The 16,369-nt window shown below is 51.9% G+C and carries 10 protein-coding genes; 5 read left to right on the top strand and 5 right to left on the bottom strand.

Annotation, left to right across the window (positions count from 1 at the left end; genetic code table 11):
* Positions 1 to 145: 145 nt before the first annotated feature.
* The 5 genes from ACMWJS_RS14995 to ACMWJS_RS14975 form a co-directional block, all read right to left on the bottom strand.
* Positions 146 to 5,710, bottom strand: coding sequence for a DUF3320 domain-containing protein (locus ACMWJS_RS14995; RefSeq protein ID WP_334762680.1), 5,565 nt, complete (start codon positions 5,708 to 5,710; stop codon positions 146 to 148).
* A gap of 265 nt (positions 5,711 to 5,975) precedes the next feature.
* Positions 5,976 to 6,338, bottom strand: a complete 363-nt coding sequence (locus tag ACMWJS_RS14990) for a YibL family ribosome-associated protein (protein ID WP_021242435.1) — start codon at positions 6,336 to 6,338, stop codon at positions 5,976 to 5,978.
* Between the two features lie 58 nt (positions 6,339 to 6,396).
* Positions 6,397 to 6,987 carry a mannitol operon repressor MtlR gene (mtlR, locus tag ACMWJS_RS14985; RefSeq protein WP_047071159.1) on the bottom strand — a complete coding sequence of 197 codons (591 nt, stop codon included), beginning with the start codon at positions 6,985 to 6,987 and terminating at the stop codon, positions 6,397 to 6,399.
* The gene (gene mtlD / locus ACMWJS_RS14980; protein WP_167214688.1) at positions 6,984 to 8,132 is read right to left on the bottom strand and encodes a mannitol-1-phosphate 5-dehydrogenase; all 1,149 of its coding nucleotides are present in this window, start codon (positions 8,130 to 8,132) and stop codon (positions 6,984 to 6,986) included. The genes mtlR and mtlD overlap by 4 nt, the downstream gene beginning before the upstream one ends.
* Before the next feature lie 100 nt (positions 8,133 to 8,232).
* Positions 8,233 to 10,140, bottom strand: coding sequence for a PTS mannitol transporter subunit IICBA (locus tag ACMWJS_RS14975; RefSeq protein ID WP_045907896.1), 1,908 nt, complete (start codon positions 10,138 to 10,140; stop codon positions 8,233 to 8,235).
* 657 nt (positions 10,141 to 10,797) lie between these two features.
* Here ACMWJS_RS14975 and ACMWJS_RS14970 point away from each other — a divergent pair.
* The 5 genes from ACMWJS_RS14970 to selB all read left to right on the top strand — a co-directional run bounded on the left by ACMWJS_RS14970 (position 10,798) and on the right by selB (position 16,324).
* Positions 10,798 to 11,154, top strand: coding sequence for a DUF3302 domain-containing protein (locus tag ACMWJS_RS14970; RefSeq protein WP_024906600.1), 357 nt, complete (start codon positions 10,798 to 10,800; stop codon positions 11,152 to 11,154).
* Positions 11,155 to 11,156: 2 nt separating this feature from the next.
* Positions 11,157 to 12,293, top strand: coding sequence for an HlyD family secretion protein (locus ACMWJS_RS14965; protein WP_025758413.1), 1,137 nt, complete (start codon positions 11,157 to 11,159; stop codon positions 12,291 to 12,293).
* 89 nt (positions 12,294 to 12,382) lie between these two features.
* Complete coding sequence (locus ACMWJS_RS14960) at positions 12,383 to 12,991, top strand: glutathione S-transferase (protein ID WP_045907894.1); 609 nt, start codon at positions 12,383 to 12,385, stop codon at positions 12,989 to 12,991.
* 103 nt (positions 12,992 to 13,094) lie between these two features.
* Entirely contained in the window at positions 13,095 to 14,480 is a 1,386-nt protein-coding gene (selA, locus tag ACMWJS_RS14955) for an L-seryl-tRNA(Sec) selenium transferase (RefSeq protein WP_334762679.1), read from the top strand.
* Positions 14,477 to 16,324, top strand: a complete 1,848-nt coding sequence (gene selB, locus ACMWJS_RS14950) for a selenocysteine-specific translation elongation factor (protein ID WP_414747251.1) — start codon at positions 14,477 to 14,479, stop codon at positions 16,322 to 16,324. Before selA ends, selB begins: the two co-directional genes overlap by 4 nt.
* Positions 16,325 to 16,369 lie beyond the last annotated feature (45 nt).

Genomic DNA, 16,369 nt, shown 5'->3' with positions numbered 1-16,369 from the left:
TTATGAGCTAGCAATGGTTTTGTGAGCGGAAATAATGGAATTGTGAACCAGGGAAGAAAGAAAAGGGGGATTGGTTGGGCCAATTTGAAGCGGGGCTCCACCGTATGACGGTGGCCCCGTTCAAGAGTTACTAGAATTTCAGGAATTAGACAGCATTTTGAATAGAAGCGGTATCTCCGATGACAATCAAACCATCTTGTTGCTTAAGACGGTTATCTTTAATCTCCATCTCAATGACATCAGAGATCACTTTTCGAAGAACACTACTGGTAGATTTAAAACCAAGCATCCTTGAGACAGATGTAATGATTTCATCTTGAGTCGCTCCGAGGCCTGCGCTAACGATGTCAAATATACCCGAAGCGATTTCTATAGGTGCGATCAGTTCTGGTTTACGTAAGCCTGCAGATAAGACGTTCTGTCTGTTGCGGAGTCGAATCGTTACTTCATTGTGTATGAAAAATTCATGTTCCTTATAAATCTTACCTCTCCTGCAGGCAGTTTGAGCAGCCTGACTAACAACGCTTTCTATCCGTGCACCAGCCCGTTGCAATCCCCATGCGGAGCGAAGACGAGTTATTACTTCGTTAATATGGATAGGCGATTCTGTGAAGACTATTTTTTCAACCATGTCAGCAAGTATGCCGGTTGGTGTTTCATGTAAAGCATATGAAAGATTGGCTTCGGGCTGTGCTTCTTCATAAATCACAGACTGGTCATTAACGGAATCAGCTCTATCAAAACCAACCTCAATAACGTCTTCTCGTTCAACTGCCACGATATCAACAGGAACAGCTCGGGAACGACCGTATGTATGTTCTGCTCTGCTATTCAGTTCTGCTTTTGCATTATCAATAGCATCAATAACTTTTTGCAATTGTTCCTCTGGTCTTTGGAACCAATCCGTACTCCAGATTCGGTGTATGATCCAGCCATGATCTTCAAGAACGGCCTGACGTAAACGATCACGCTCTCGGGCAGACCGAGAGGAATGGTAAGCACTGCCATCACATTCGATTCCTAGAATATAACGTCCAGGTAATTCAGGATCGGCAATTGCAAGATCGATAAAGAAGCCAGCAATTCCGACTTGTGGGTGCACCTGATAGCCTCGGTTCTGAAGTGCTGAAGCGACTTGTTCTTCAAATACGCTATCCATCGGACGCCCGGAAACTGTGGACATTGATAAACGTCCTGTTCGGGCATATTGAAGGAAGAGTTTGAACGCTATTACGCCAACACCTTTTGCTCGCTCAAGATCAATATCTTCATCGGTGATCGATGCAAAAACCTCACATCGGCGTTTTGCACGGCTAATCAGCACATTTAGCCGTCGCTCACCACCTTGTGAACCCAGAGGGCCGAATCGCATTGCCAGATAGCCTTGTTTATTACGTGCATATCCCACAGAGATCATGATGACATCACGTTCATCACCTTGAATATTTTCCAGGTTTTTAATGAAGAATGGCTCTCCAGGATGGGAATTAAAGAAATCCTCATATTGAGGATTTAAACGGCGGAGAACTTCTAATTCATCCTGAATAGCCTTACGTTGTGAAACTGAGAATGTTGCGACCCCCAGTGACAATTCGGGATTCTGCTGTACATGCTCAAGAATTGCGGTAGCAATCCTTTTTGCCTCAATAGGATTGGCATTACCTGCACCTGATTCGAAAACGCCGTTTTCAACATAATGGAATCGCAAGCCCATACCTGCCTCTTCGGTATATGGGCTTGGGACAATAAACAATTTGTTTTCGTAGAACTGACTATTAGAAACCGCAATAAGCGACTGGTGTCGACTGCGGTAATGCCAGCGAAGCATTCGCTGTGGCAAGCCTCTGGCAACAAATAATCCAAGTATGCTTTCGATATCTGCTACTTGCGTCGAATCTTCATCCCCATCATCGTTGCTGGCTTCAGTCATACGAGAGAAGAAACTGGTTGGCGGTAATTGCCTTTCGTCGCCGACAACAACAACTTGCTGACAGCGCGCAATTGCACCTATTGCATCGACAGGCTGAATCTGGCTGGCTTCGTCCATAACAAGCAAATCGAATTTCTGCTTACCTGGGATCAAGAATTGTGCGACAGAGAGCGGGCTCATCATCATGACCGGTTTGATTGCCTGAATAGCCGGGCCCGCTTTAAGCATCAATTGGCGAATAGGCATATGGCCTCTTTTCCTCGCCATTTCAGCACGTAGGACTCCAACCGGACCTGCCGCTCCGATTTTTGAAGGAATACGACGATGGTGTGCCCGAGCGACCTCAATGCTTGAGCTCTTTATACGGCGTAAATCCATTTCGGCAAAGTACTGCACTTTTCGGTTATGAAGTTCACCATCGAAGCGGGAAAGAGACGGTGTCTCTTTAGCCATTAAACTGAACAGCGATTCATAATAGGTATATTCGACCGAGCTATAACAAGTGGATAATGGTAAGCGCCCATCCTCAAGCCGTTCTACAACTTCTGATAGTCCTAAATTATTCGCCTGGTTGCGTCGGTGTTGCCAGGCAACCCATTTAGACAGTTGTTCGGCATTTTCAGTCCATGAGGTTAGTTTTTTCAGGACACTATCGATACGTAAATGCTGATTATCCAAATGGAAGAATTCGTCGGTGGACGATTCGAGTTCGTTGGCTAGGTTTTCAAGTTCGTCAATGATAGAGACACGTGCCGCTGAAAGTTGATTAGCGGAATTCAGTAACTCACCACGATCGTTTACGGTCGCGCATATGAAGCGTAAGTCACCGTGTTTTTCAATCCATGCACAATCGCTAACGATATTGTGCCAGTGGGACCGAATGCCTAGCCATGCACTACCCAATGCTGCGCTTCCCAATTCGTATTGGGATTCGATGGCCTTCTTTTGATATTGCAATGCGATAATCTTCTTCACCAGCACCAGACGTTCACCGGGGCGATCTGCCGGATCTTTAAACACCTGATGTGATGTTGAATCTATACGACTGAGTTTTTGAGCCAGAGCTTCTACATAGCTTAATGGAACACGCTTAATAGAATAATGATTATCAAACCAGGATTCTGCAGTTGCGCCAAAAGCCTTCCAAAGTTGTTTCAGTTCAATATCGGCTTGATTAAGAAGCTGCTCCAGTTTCTGGCTAAGGTGCCTCAACGTTTCACGATCAGACAGTTGGCTCGCCAGTAAACGTGCTTCTGAACCAACATCTTTAAGCGTTGCCATCCATTCTACTAATGCCTTCAGAGCACTACTGTCACTGTTTTCACCACGCCAATGTGGGCCAAACGCACTGTTGCCAAACTCGCTAGCGTAGGAGATATTTTTTCGTAGCATTTGCGCCTGAATAACTTTATCCAAAAGCTCAATTTGCTGCTGAATAGGTTGATTTGTATCTCTAATGAGAGAGTGAACAAGCGCACGTGAACGACGCCATTCGCTGTTCAGTATTTTGAACATCCCAGTATGTATCGCAAGGTTATGACGAATTTGTGTAAGTTCGGTATCCCATATGGCCTCCGAAACATGGGGATCGATTTTCTGACGCAAGGAATGTAAATCAGCGATTGAATTGACCAACTCTCTGGCTTGTTCGACACCATGTTCCCATACGGAAGCGACAAAGGCTTGCGGGCTCGCATCGGGGGCATCAGCTACGCGTATGCTGAGTTCAATCAGATTTTTGATTTCCTGAGATGAACGATACAAGGATTCGGTACCTAGCTCTTTCGTCAGATGGGCCACTGTTAATTGAATTTGCGGTAATAGTGGTAGTAATGCTCTGGCGGTCGAGAAGGCATCTGGCAAAAGATCCTCCGGGACTGTTTGCAGTTCATCTCGGAATTCAAGGAGAGGGGTATCAAACTGTTCATCATGAATCAGGTCTTTGATTTCATTGAAATTATTTTGATACGTTGTACCCTGCTCTATTAAACTTTTTATTTCGTAAAGAGAGTTAGACCAGACAGGATTAACTAGCGCAGCTTCCTCAAATTCAGGTGCCTGATTTATGAGGTTAGCAATGTGAAAAATTTTGTCCGCGTCGTTGAAAAGTACGGGTTCAGGTGTTATTCCAACTCGTACAGCTAGAGCCGCTATAGTGTTTTGAAAGTCATGTATTTTGTGCAACAACGTAGTAATTTTTGGCATCAGGCGATCGAGTTCACCCGGTAAAACGGATTCTCGTTTTACCCCATTCCAGGGATGATTATGGGGAAGCCCAATATTCTCAATTCGTTCAATAAGCTCTTTAACGAGATCCAGTCGTTTTATCAGATCGTTATTACTCCATTCATTGAAGCCATGAAGAATGAAGTCCGTAGGTGTTTGTTCATTTTGACGCAATCTTACCAATTGCCCAATCACCTGATAAGGGCTCAAACCCGAAGGCGTATAGACTTTATGGAGGCGAGCTGGGTGGGCATTCAGGGAGTCACGGGCTTCGGTTAAGTTCTCAATCAATTCATCAGGAAATTCACCGCGGGGCGAACCTAAATCCCATACTCGCTTCAACTCTTCGAGTAAAATTCGTTTATTGGCCTTATTGCTGTGAAGTTCTAAACAGGCATCACCGACTCCTGTTTGGTCGAGGCGCCGTTTGACGACTTCAAGAGCTGCCATTTTTTCTGCAACAAAAAGTACTGTTTTTCCATCCGCGATAGCCGACGCGATGATATTGGCTATTGTCTGTGACTTACCCGTCCCCGGAGGCCCTTGTATGACAAGGTTTTTCCCTCTCCTTACTTCATGGATCGCAAGCGTTTGAGAGCTATCACTATCCATAATATGAAGCATATCTTTCGGCGTGATAAGGGGGTCTATAGAGCTGTCTTCTGAAAGTAGTCCGTCGCTTTCATCAAACCCTTCTTCCATGAGCGCGCGAATAAGATATTTTGATGTAATAGCTTCATCATCGGGCCAGTTTGCAGGATCGAGATCTCGATACATCAAAAACTTAGAAAATGAGAACAAACCAAGGATGATGTCATTGGTTATAACTTCCCAATCTGTTTTCAATGTTATTGATTGCTGTACAGCTTCAAAGTAACTACTTATGTTAATTTCATCATCATCAGATTGCATTACAGGTAATGTGATCTGATGTACGCGTTCAAGGAATGCTTCCAAAGAGAGGTTAGGAATGATGTCTTCTGAACGCGCTTTTAGTTTAAATCTTTCTCCAGCACTACCGCGTTCCAGACTAACTGGCACTAGTATCAGAGGGGCATAACGGACATTCTCTTTATTAGCAGGATCTACCCATTTCAATGTGCCCAATGCCAGGAAAAGAATGTTTGCGCCTTGCTCCTCTTCAAGTGTTTTGGAGTCGTGGTACAAATCAAGTAATCGAGTCTGTAACCCTTTAGGTGTTAAACGAGTCTGCAGTTTAGTATCAAGATGCTGTGATTTTATTTCAGTTTTTGTTTCATCAAATTGATAAATAAAAGCTTTTTCGTCTGAAAGACTATCTTCAGTCTCCTGATCGTCTTCTTTACCTGATTTACCGTGCAAAAATGTGAACGTTTTTTTTTCATTAAACAGAAGGTTGTAGACCAGTTCAGAACGCTCATCAATCACTTCCAGGAAACGTGTATTCTTCGATCGCGGAATGTTGAGTAAGCGGTTTCTTGCCCCTAAATCCAGAAGTTCAGCCCTGGCTTTTTCAAGTTTTTGTTCTAAAGAAAGGGCGCTGTTTTGAAAGGTAGAGCTCTCAGTAGAATTCATAAAATTTATAACCTAATGCAATGACATACCATCATGCCAAAGAAATATATTATATTTCAATGACGTGCCGTGTGTATTAGTTAGATCGAAAGAAATGAATGTCCACTTTACTCTTAAGAATGAGAATTGTGAACCTGCAGATTTTACTATTCCCTGTTTACACTTCCGGGAAGTACCCCAGTAGTTTTGGACAATAAAAAACCCAATATATTCTTCTAATGAATATATTGGGCTGACTTGTTTTAAATTTTACTTAGATTAAGTATCAGAACGCCGTCTTACAAAAACCCGTCATCTCTTTCAGGCCCATTTCGCGGCCAAGCTCGGTCATCGGGTGAACCACCACCAGACCACGGACGCTTTTCTTCAGCTTGCCCATGTCGGCCTGCTCTTTTTTGGTGATCGCACGGCGGTGCGGCATGTTCATCAGTTTCTGCGCTTCTTTGCTCAGCTTCTGGCCTTTGACCTCGCGCAGGCGCTCGATCTCCGCTTCCAGCTTCGCGGTCTCTTTTTCAAGCTCGGCATACTTCTCGGCGGACTCGACCAGTGACAGGCCCGCCATCTGGTGGCGGATGAGATCCAGGCGGTCGCTCAGGCGTTTAATTTCGTTCTTTTCGACTTCTTTCATGACAAATAACTCTGAAAACGGGGAATTTACAGGGAAGGATACACCAATGTGAGCAGGCTTACTTCTGAAACGCTTTTTTTAAGCTGATTCGGGAAATCAGCTCAGTCAGGGAGAGAACCATCGTGGAACGGACAACCTGTTGATAACGCAGCTTTTGCATCGCGTAGAGCTCAGGGTCGCTGTTATCAAACTGCGGTGCCGGAGGAAGCGCGGTGACGCAGTGCAGCTCGCCGAACGGCCCCAGGATTTCATCGTCGGTAAAGGTGTATTCATTACCGTCATGATTGAGTTCTTCGCGCAGCGCCATTAGCAGCTCTGCATCTTCATACTCTTGTCGGTTCAGCACGCCAAGACCATAAATCAGCTTCAGACGCACGGATAAATCGCCCAGCGGTCCGTCTCCGTCCAGTAACGGTTCTACAGCATATTTTACCGCGTAGTCGTCTTTGCGAAACACCTGAAGCACCAGGATATTCACCGCCTCGGTTAACAGCTCGACGGCGGCAATCAGGAAACTTCGTACGGTTTTGCCAGCATTCAGACGCTCAAGCACACGATTTTCAAAGGCCTGGGTTTGTTCCATTATTGCCTGCATATCTGACAATCTGTTATCCGGGCGCAGGCTAACCTGCGCCGCATTCTGCATCATTTGGTTGCGTTGTATGCGTTAACCGCCTCCACAACCACGTCGCTGTTGGCGTCCAGACCGGAAATCTGCGCCAGCGCAGCCTGCGCGCCCTGGGTATCAATCAGCTGAGCCAGTTCCTGCGCCTGCGGGTCCTGCTCGCTGCGGTAGTGCATTGCGGCGGCAATCCCTTTCACCAGATTGGCATGCGGCAGGCCGTATTCCAGCGTGCCCAGCAGCGGCTTAATCAGGCGGTCGCCCGCGCTCAGCTTACGCAGCGGCTGGCGGCCCACGCGCTCAACGTCATCTTTCAGATAAGGGTTTTCAAAGCGACCGAGGATTTTCTGGATGTATGCTGCATGTTTATCCGCATCGAAACCGTAGCGTTTAATCAGCACCGCGCCGCTCTCTTCCATTGCCCCTTTTACCACTGCGCGGATCTTCTCATCGAGGATCGCGTCACGAATGGTCTGATGACCGGCCAATTTTCCGAGGTACGCGGTTATAGCATGCCCGGTGTTCAGCGTGAAGAGTTTGCGTTCGACAAATGCCATCAGGTTATCGGTTAATTCCATTCCCGGAATGGTCGGCAGCGCGCCTTTAAACTGGGTTTTATCGACGATCCACTCGCTGAAGGTTTCTACGGTCACTTCCAGCGGATCGTTGGTCGCGGATTCGGAAGGCGGAACGATGCGATCCACGGCGGAATCCACAAAACCCACGTGCGCTTCAACCCAGGCTTTGTCTTCGTCTGCCACAGCGTTGAGCACGTGGCCTTTTAGCTGCGTGGTGCCGCGCACCATGTTTTCACAGGCGATGATGTTCAGCGGGGTATCGATACCCTGCTCTTTACGTTTTGCGAGGCCTTTCGCGACCGCAGGGGCGATGCGCTCAAGCACAACCGGACCTACGGCGGTGGTGACCAGATCGACGCTGGCGATAAGGTCAATAACGTCGTCGCCGATGCTGCTGACCGCGTTGACGCCAGATACCGTCTCAACCTGCTCGTTTTCACCGACCACATGGACCTGATAGCTATGACGGGCATTCAGGGCATCCAGGACAACCTGATTCACATCGGCGAATGTCAGGGTAATGCCCGCGTCTGCCAGCAGTTTACCGATAAAACCACGACCGATATTACCTGCGCCAAAATGTAATGCTTTCATAGTGTTAACCTTCATCAATGTTTTTACCCGAGAGGGCTGGGGTGAGGAACGTTTTCCCCTCACCCTAGCCCTCTCCCCGGGGGGAGAGGGAGGAGTACCGTTATTTGTTAAGCAGAGCCAGAACTTCTTCAACGCTGGTGGTGTTGGCCAGACGCTCAATGACGGACTCATCATCCAGCGCGTTGGTCAGGCTGGTAATCACCTGAATGTGCTCGTTGTTGCGAGCGGCGATACCAATCACCAGACGGGCGATGTCGTCTTCTTCTTCACCGAAGCGCACGCCCTGCGGATACTGACAGAATACGACGCCGGTCTTCAGGACACGATCTTTCGCTTCAACCGTACCGTGCGGCACCGCGATGGATTCGCCCAGGTAGGTCGGGGTCAGTTTTTCGCGTTCCAGCATCGCGTCGACATATTCAGGCTGAACGTAGCCGCCTTTCACCAGCTGCTCACCGGCAAAGCGAATTGCTTCTTCTTTGGTGGCCGCGGTACGACCGAGGAAGATGTTTTCCGCACCCAGCTTAAACAGGTGGGCGTTGCTCTCGTCAAAACTGTCCTGCAGGCTGGAACGCACTTTCACTTCGTTGTCTTCGTGACGCTGCGCGGCAACCAGACGTTCGGTCAGGCTGGTATACAGGCCGCTGTCGAGGAAGTTGGTCAGCGAAATGTGCTGTGCCTGTGGTACCTGACGCATGGCGCGTTCGGTCAGGTCGCGGTGCGTGATAACCAGGTCAACATCCGGCGGCAGGCTGTTAATGGCGCTGTTGGTCACGGAGATGTTGGTCAGGCCCGCATCCTGCACTTTCTTACGCAGCACGCCTGCACCCATTGCGCTGGAACCCATACCGGCGTCGCAGGCAACGATGATTTTACGCACGTGGCTCAGGTCGTTAGAGACATCACCGGCTGCCAGTGGCGTCGCGCCTTTGGATTCGGCTTTCATGTCGTGCATACGACGGGTTGCGGCTTCGATGTCATCATCTTCTTTCACTTTGCTGGTTTTCAGCAGGATAGAAGAGACCACGAAGGAGACGGCCATTGCCGCAAAGATAGCCGCGAGGTTCGCGAAGTAAGCGCCTTTTGGCGTCATCGCCAGTACCGCCAGGATAGAACCCGGAGAGGCCGGAGAAACCAGACCGCCGCCCAGCACGCTCAGGGTGAACACACCGGTCATACCGCCGAGGATAACGGCCAGGATCAGACGTGGGTTCATCAGCACGTAAGGGAAGTAAATTTCGTGGATACCGCCCAGGAAGTGGATGATCGCCGCACCGCCAGCAGACTGTTTAGCGCTGCCACGGCCAAAGAAGATGTACGCCAGCAGAACGCCCATACCCGGACCCGGGTTGGCTTCAATCAGGAAGAAGATAGACTTGCCGAGATCGTGAGACTGCTGGATACCCAGCGGCGAGAAGATGCCGTGGTTGATGGCGTTGTTAAGGAACAGGATTTTCGCCGGTTCAACGAAGATAGATGCCAGCGGCAGCATCTCGTGCGCCACCATGAAGTTAACGCCTGCCGCCAGAATTTTGGACAGCACTTCAACCGCAGGGCCAATGCCGAGGAACGCCAGAATGGCGAGGATCATCCCGATGATGCCCGCAGAGAAGTTGTTCACCAGCATTTCGAAGCCGGATTTGATCTTACCATCAACCCAGACGTCGAATTTCTTAATCGCCCAGCCGCCCAGAGGACCGGCAATCATCGCACCGAGGAACATCGGCATATCTGCACCGACGATAACACCCATGGTTGTGATAGCACCCACGACGCCACCACGGTCACCGCCTACGAGACGACCTCCGGTGAAACCGATGAGCAGCGGCAGGAGATAGGTAATCATTGGGCCAACAAGTTTCGCCAGCGTTTCGTTAGGCAACCACCCTGTCGGAATGAACAATGCGGTGATGATACCCCACGCGATAAACGCGCCGATATTTGGCATCACCATGTTGCTGAGGAAACGACCAAAGCTTTGAACTTTGATCTTGAAATCGGATGACATAAAACACCCCTTCTTCTGTTTACGCTTAGGCTTGCGGCCCGAGGTTTATTGTTAATGAGGCGGCAGAGGTAGCCGGACCCTGTTCTGATGCTGTGAAATCTGGCACTGAATCGTTCAACTGTCCAGACAGGGAAAATTTGTGTGATGCGTGTCACGTAAAGGCAGGGGGTAGGGATATCAATGGAGTGATCTCAATCACAAAATCTGCGGGCAAAAAAAATACAATGGCGACAAAAAAAGCAAAATCCACCCTTTTATGTGATTGTTGTCACGTTTTGTTCTGGTGGGTTTGTTTCTGGATTGTGACTGATTTCACAAAATATTTTTATGCGGATTTCTCCGGCTGTCATCGGCGGCAAACTCTGCTTCGCGATTCAGCGCCAGGATGATATTGCACGACACGATAAGCTAAAAAACCACTTTTGATGTGTGGTATGGCGAAAAGTTAAAAGGTGGATTACGCTCATATTGTAAGGTTAAGTCTATTATTATTCAGGATATATTTTGACACGCTTATAAACTTGCATGGAGATATTATAAAAACCGATACTCCCCGGCTCGGAAATAGTAAGCACAACCCCGTGTTTATAAAAAATTAATTAGGTTGCGTACCGTTTTATTAATTTAATGAGTTGACGTTGTTTAAGTGAGGAGAATATGTTTCTCAACTATTTTGCGCTGGGCGTATTGATTTTTGTATTTCTGGTTCTCTTTTACGGAATCATCGCCATCCATGATATTCCTTATAATATGGCCAAAAAGCGTAACCATCCGCATGCCGATGCCATTCATACGGCTGGCTGGATTAGCCTGTTTACGCTCCATGCCATCTGGCCATTCCTGTGGATTTGGGCCACGCTGTACCGCGAAGATCGCGGCTGGGGCATGCAAAACCACATCACAAAGCCTGATGAGGTCCCGGGCATGGATGCGCTCGCCAAACGCGTGGCGGAACTTGAACAAAAGCTGGCCGCGGTAAAGCCTGCTGCTGATAAGAACACGCTGGAGCGCTAATCATGGATCTGTTGATTATTTTGACCTACGTGGCATTTGCCTGGGCCATCTTTAAAATATTCCGAATTCCGGTCAACCAGTGGACGCTTGCCACCGCAACATTAGGCGGCGTATTTATTGTTGCCGGACTTATTCTGCTAATGAACTATAACCACCCGTATACCTTTACGGCGCAAAAAGCGGTTATTTCTATTCCAATCACGCCGCAGGTGACCGGTGTGGTCAGCGAAGTGACCGATAAAAATAACCAGCTAATTAAAAAAGGCGAAGTGTTATTTAAACTGGATCCAGGCCGCTATCAGGCGCGAGTCGACAGACTTCAGGCCGACCTGGTGACCGCGACGCACAATATCGATAATCTGAAAGCGCAGCTGGCGGAAGCCGTTGCCAATACCACACGCGTCTCCGCTGAACGCGATCGCCTGTACAAAGATTATCAGCGCTACCTGAAAGGCAGCCAGGCGAAGGTGAATCCGTTCTCTGAAAGCGATATCGACAACGCGCGTCAGAACTATCTGGCACAGGATGCGCTGGTGAAAGGCTCCGTGGCTGAACAGGTGCAGATCCAAAGCCAGTTAGACAGCATGGTGAACGGTGAACAGTCGCAGATTGCGTCGTTACGCGCCCAGCTTGCCGAAGCCAAATACAATCTGGACCAGACCGTGGTGCGTGCGCCGAGCAATGGTTATATCACTCAGGTGCTGATCCGTCCCGGGACCTATGCCGCCGCGCTGCCTTTGCGTCCGGTGATGGTCTTCATTCCTGAACAGAAGCGTCAGATTGTGGCCCAGTTCCGTCAGAACTCGCTGCTGCGTCTGAAGCCGGGCGATGAAGCGGAAGTGGTGTTTAACGCGCTGCCGGGCCAGGTGTTCTCCGGGAAGCTCACCAGTATTCTGCCGGTGGTGCCGGGGGGAACCTATCAGGCGCAGGGCGCGCTGCAGTCGCTGACGGTGGTGCCGGGAACGGACGGCGTTCAGGCACTTATTGAGCTGGAACCCAACGCCGAAGTCGATGCCCTGCCGGACGGTATCTATGCCCAGGTAGCGGTCTATTCGGACCACTTCGCCCACGTCTCGGTTATGCGTAAAGTACTGCTGCGTATGACCAGCTGGATGCACTACCTCTACCTCGATCACTAATCCTTCCAGGGCAGGAATGCGACATGCAGACCTGCCCTTTTTTCATCGCTTGATCCATACTGACTTTTTCCGGCATCAAGGATCAGGCAATGAAACTCATCGGCAGCTATACCAGTCCCTTCGTGCGAAAAATCTCGATTCTCCTGCTGGAGAAGGGGATTGAATTTGAATTCGTGAATGAACAGCCCTACAACGCAGAAAACGGCGTCGCGCAGTACAACCCGCTGGGGAAAGTCCCGGCGCTGGTCACGGACGAGGGCGAATACTGGTTTGATTCCCCGATTATTGCGGAGTATATCGAGCTGCTGGGCGTTGCCCCGGCAATGCTTCCAGCAGACCCAAAAGCGGCGCTGGCGGTGAAGCAGGTTGAAGCCCTGGCCGATGGCATTATGGATGCGGCGTTAACCTCCGTACGGGAACAGGCAAGGCCCGCCGCCCAGCAGTCGGAAACGGAACTGTTACGCCAGCGGGAAAAAATCAGCCGCAGCCTGGACAGATGCGAACAGCTAATCCGGGAGGGTAAGATCGACACCGACAGCCTGAACCTGGGGACCATCGCCATCGCCTGCGCGATTGGTTATCTCAACTTCCGCCGCGTCTCCCCGGGCTGGTGCGTCGACCGTCCGCTGCTGGTGAAGCTTGCAGACACGCTGTTTAGTCGCGAGAGCTTTGCCCGTACCGAACCGCCAAAGGCTTGACGCGGGTTATAACACTTCGCCGTCGGAGGCGGTACAATCCCCTCACATGTTAACTCCCTCTCCCGTCGGGAGGGGGGAAGATATTTACTCGCCAGGCGCTTTCATGACTACTCATCATTCGCTGTACAGCCAGATCCCCGCTACCGACCGTCTTCTTCGCGAACCCCGCATTCATGCTGTTGTTGAGCGTTTCGGCCATACCGCGACGGTGGAAATGTTACGCCTGCTTCAGGACGAAGCCCGCTGCGCGATTCAGACAGAAAACGCCTTGCCCGACTGGTGTAGCGCGTGGGAGCAGGAAGTTGAACAGCGGCTGGATGAGAAGGCGCAAAGCGCGTTACGCCCGGTGATAAACCTGTCGGGTACCGTGCTGCATACCAACCTGGGGCGCGCGCAGCAGGCGGAAGAGGCCGTTGCCGCAGTCGTGCAGGCCATGCGAATGCCCGTGACGCTGGAGTACGATCTGGACGGCGCCGGGCGCGGGCACCGCGACCGCGCGCTGGCGGAGCTGCTGTGCCAGCTGACCGGCGCGGAAGATGCCTGCATTGTGAATAACAACGCCGCAGCGGTGCTGCTGATGCTGGCGGCCACCGCCAGCGGCAAAGAGGTGGTGGTGTCCCGCGGCGAGCTGGTGGAGATTGGCGGGGCGTTTCGTATTCCGGACGTGATGCGCCAGGCAGGCTGCACGTTGCATGAAGTGGGCACGACAAACCGTACCCATGCGAAAGATTATCGCGCGGCGGTGAATGAAAATACCGCCCTGTTGATGAAGGTTCACACCAGCAATTACCATATTGAAGGCTTCACCAAAACGGTTGACGAGGCGGAGCTGGCGGCGATTGGGCGCGAACTGAATATACCGGTGATTGCCGATCTCGGCAGCGGCTCGCTGGTGGATCTGAGCCTGTACGGGCTGCCAAAAGAGCCGATGCCGCAGGAGATGATTGCGGCGGGTGTTAGCCTGGTCAGCTTTTCCGGCGACAAACTGCTGGGCGGGCCGCAGGCCGGGATTATCGTCGGCAAGCGCGAGCTGATTGCGCAGTTGCAGCAGCACCCGCTTAAGCGCGCCCTGCGCGCCGATAAAATGACGCTTGCCGCGCTGGAGGCGACGCTGCGGCTCTATCTCCACCCGGAAAAACTGGCTGACCGTCTGCCCACGCTGCGTCTGTTAAGCCGCGATGCCGCCTCGATTCGCGCCCAGGCCGAACTGCTGCTGCCGCGCGTCGCCCCGCACTACCCCGATTTTGACGTTCGCATTGAGCCCTGCCAGTCGCAGATTGGCAGCGGGTCGCTGCCGGTGGACAGGTTGCCGAGTGAGGCGCTGACGTTCACGCCGCGTGACGGGCGCGGCAGCCAGCTTGAGGCGCTGTCGTCGCGCTGGCGCGGTCTCTCGACGCCGGTTATCGGGCGGATTTACGACGGCCGAATGTGGCTGGATCTGCGCTGCCTTGAAGATGAAGAGCGATTTCTGGAGATGTTGTTGAAATGATTATTGCCACCGCCGGTCACGTCGATCACGGAAAAACCACGTTACTGCAGGCCATTACCGGCGTAAACGCCGATCGCCTGCCGGAAGAGAAAAAGCGCGGCATGACCATCGATCTGGGCTATGCCTACTGGCCCCAGCCTGATGGTCGCGTGCTGGGCTTTATTGATGTGCCGGGGCATGAAAAGTTTCTGTCCAACATGCTGGCGGGCGTGGGCGGCATCGATCATGCCCTGCTGGTGGTGGCCTGCGATGACGGCGTGATGGCGCAAACCCGCGAGCACCTGGCGATCCTGCAGCTAACCGGCAACCCGCAGCTGACCGTGGCGCTGACCAAAGCCGATCGCGTGGATGATGCGCGCATCAGCGAGGTGCGCGAAACGGTCCAGGCGACTCTGCGGGAGTATGGTTTTGCCGACGCATCGCTTTTTGTCACCGTGGCGACAGAAGGGCATGGTATCGACGAACTTCGCCACCATTTGCAGCACCTCTCATCACGCGACCACGCCAGCCATCATCGTTTCCGTCTGGCGATCGATCGGGCGTTTACCGTAAAAGGTGCGGGGCTGGTCGTGACCGGCACCGCGCTGAGTGGTGAAGTCAGCGTGGGAGATACGCTCTGGCTGACGGGCGTGAACAAACCGATGCGCGTGCGCGGGCTGCATGCACAAAACCAGCCCGCTGACCGTGCCCACGCCGGGCAGCGTATCGCGCTGAACATTGCCGGGGATGCAGAAAAAGAGCAGCTTAATCGCGGAGACTGGCTGCTGGCCGATGCCCCGCCGGAACCGTCTGAACGCGTGATTGTCTCCCTGCAGACACACATGCCGCTGACCCAATGGCAGCCGCTGCATATTCACCACGCGGCAAGCCATATCACCGGGCGCGTGTCGCTACTGGAAAACGACCTTGCCGAGCTGGTATTTGATTCGCCGCTCTGGCTGGCAGATAACGATCGTCTGGTACTGCGTGACATTTCTGCAAGGGAAACGCTGGCAGGCGCGCGCGTGGTGGCGCTTAACCCACCCCGACGCGGCAAGCGTAAGCCGGAATATCTGCAGTGGCTGGCCGCGCTGGCGCAGGCCAGCGATGATAACGCCGCGCTGCGGGTGCACCTCGATCGCGGGGCGGTGAGTCTGCGTGATTTTGCATGGGCACGCCAGCTGAGCGGGGAAGGCTTACGGCAGCTGACCCAGGAGCCGGGCTTTATTCAGGCCGGCAACAGCCTGCTCAATGCCCCGGTTGCTGCGCAATGGCAGCGTAAGATACTAAACACGCTTGCGACTTACCATGAACAGCATCAGGACGAGCCTGGCCCGGGGCGCGAGCGTCTGCGACGCATGGCGCTGCCGATGGAAGACGATGCGCTGGTGCTGCTGCTGATCGAAAACATGCGCGAAAGCGGCGTGATTAAAAGCCACCACGGCTGGCTGCACCTGCCGGATCACAAGGCCGGGTTCACCGCCGAGCAAGAGGCCATATGGCAAAAAGCGGCCCCGCTGTTTGGTGATGAGCCGTGGTGGGTTCGCGATCTGGCTCGCGAAACCAACACCGACGAGCAGGTGATGCGCCAGGTATTGCGCCATGCGGCGCAGCAGGGGCTAATCGTCGCGATCGTGAAAGATCGTTACTACCGTAACGATCGCATTGTGGCGTTTGCCAACCTGATCCGCGAGCTGGATCAGGCGCGCGGCTCGACCTGCGCAGCGGATTTTCGCGATCGGCTGAACGTGGGGCGCAAGCTGGCGATCCAGATCCTGGAATACTTCAACCGCATCGGCTTTACCCGCCGTCGCGGTAACGATCATCTGTTGCGCGATTCGTTATTATTTCCTGAAACTCCGTGACCTCCGTCGTAAACACCGTTACCGGCTGGCGAGAAAATCGCCAGC

Source organism: Enterobacter sp. HK-058-C-ECC (assembly GCF_047531125.1).
GTDB lineage: Bacteria > Pseudomonadota > Gammaproteobacteria > Enterobacterales > Enterobacteriaceae > Enterobacter > Enterobacter quasiroggenkampii.
Note: the sequence above shows the minus strand (reverse complement) of the source record. Positions and strands in the feature narration are given on the sequence as shown.

Coding starts and splice junctions, on each gene's coding strand:
- ACMWJS_RS14995 (WP_334762680.1), bottom strand. CDS start 5,710: ATGAATTCTACTGAGAGCTCTACCTTTCAAAACAGCGCCCTTTCTTTA.
- ACMWJS_RS14990 (WP_021242435.1), bottom strand. CDS start 6,338: ATGAAAGAAGTCGAAAAGAACGAAATTAAACGCCTGAGCGACCGCCTG.
- mtlR (WP_047071159.1), bottom strand. CDS start 6,987: ATGATGCAGAATGCGGCGCAGGTTAGCCTGCGCCCGGATAACAGATTG.
- mtlD (WP_167214688.1), bottom strand. CDS start 8,132: ATGAAAGCATTACATTTTGGCGCAGGTAATATCGGTCGTGGTTTTATC.
- ACMWJS_RS14975 (WP_045907896.1), bottom strand. CDS start 10,140: ATGTCATCCGATTTCAAGATCAAAGTTCAAAGCTTTGGTCGTTTCCTC.
- ACMWJS_RS14970 (WP_024906600.1), top strand. CDS start 10,798: ATGTTTCTCAACTATTTTGCGCTGGGCGTATTGATTTTTGTATTTCTG.
- ACMWJS_RS14965 (WP_025758413.1), top strand. CDS start 11,157: ATGGATCTGTTGATTATTTTGACCTACGTGGCATTTGCCTGGGCCATC.
- ACMWJS_RS14960 (WP_045907894.1), top strand. CDS start 12,383: ATGAAACTCATCGGCAGCTATACCAGTCCCTTCGTGCGAAAAATCTCG.
- selA (WP_334762679.1), top strand. CDS start 13,095: ATGACTACTCATCATTCGCTGTACAGCCAGATCCCCGCTACCGACCGT.
- selB (WP_414747251.1), top strand. CDS start 14,477: ATGATTATTGCCACCGCCGGTCACGTCGATCACGGAAAAACCACGTTA.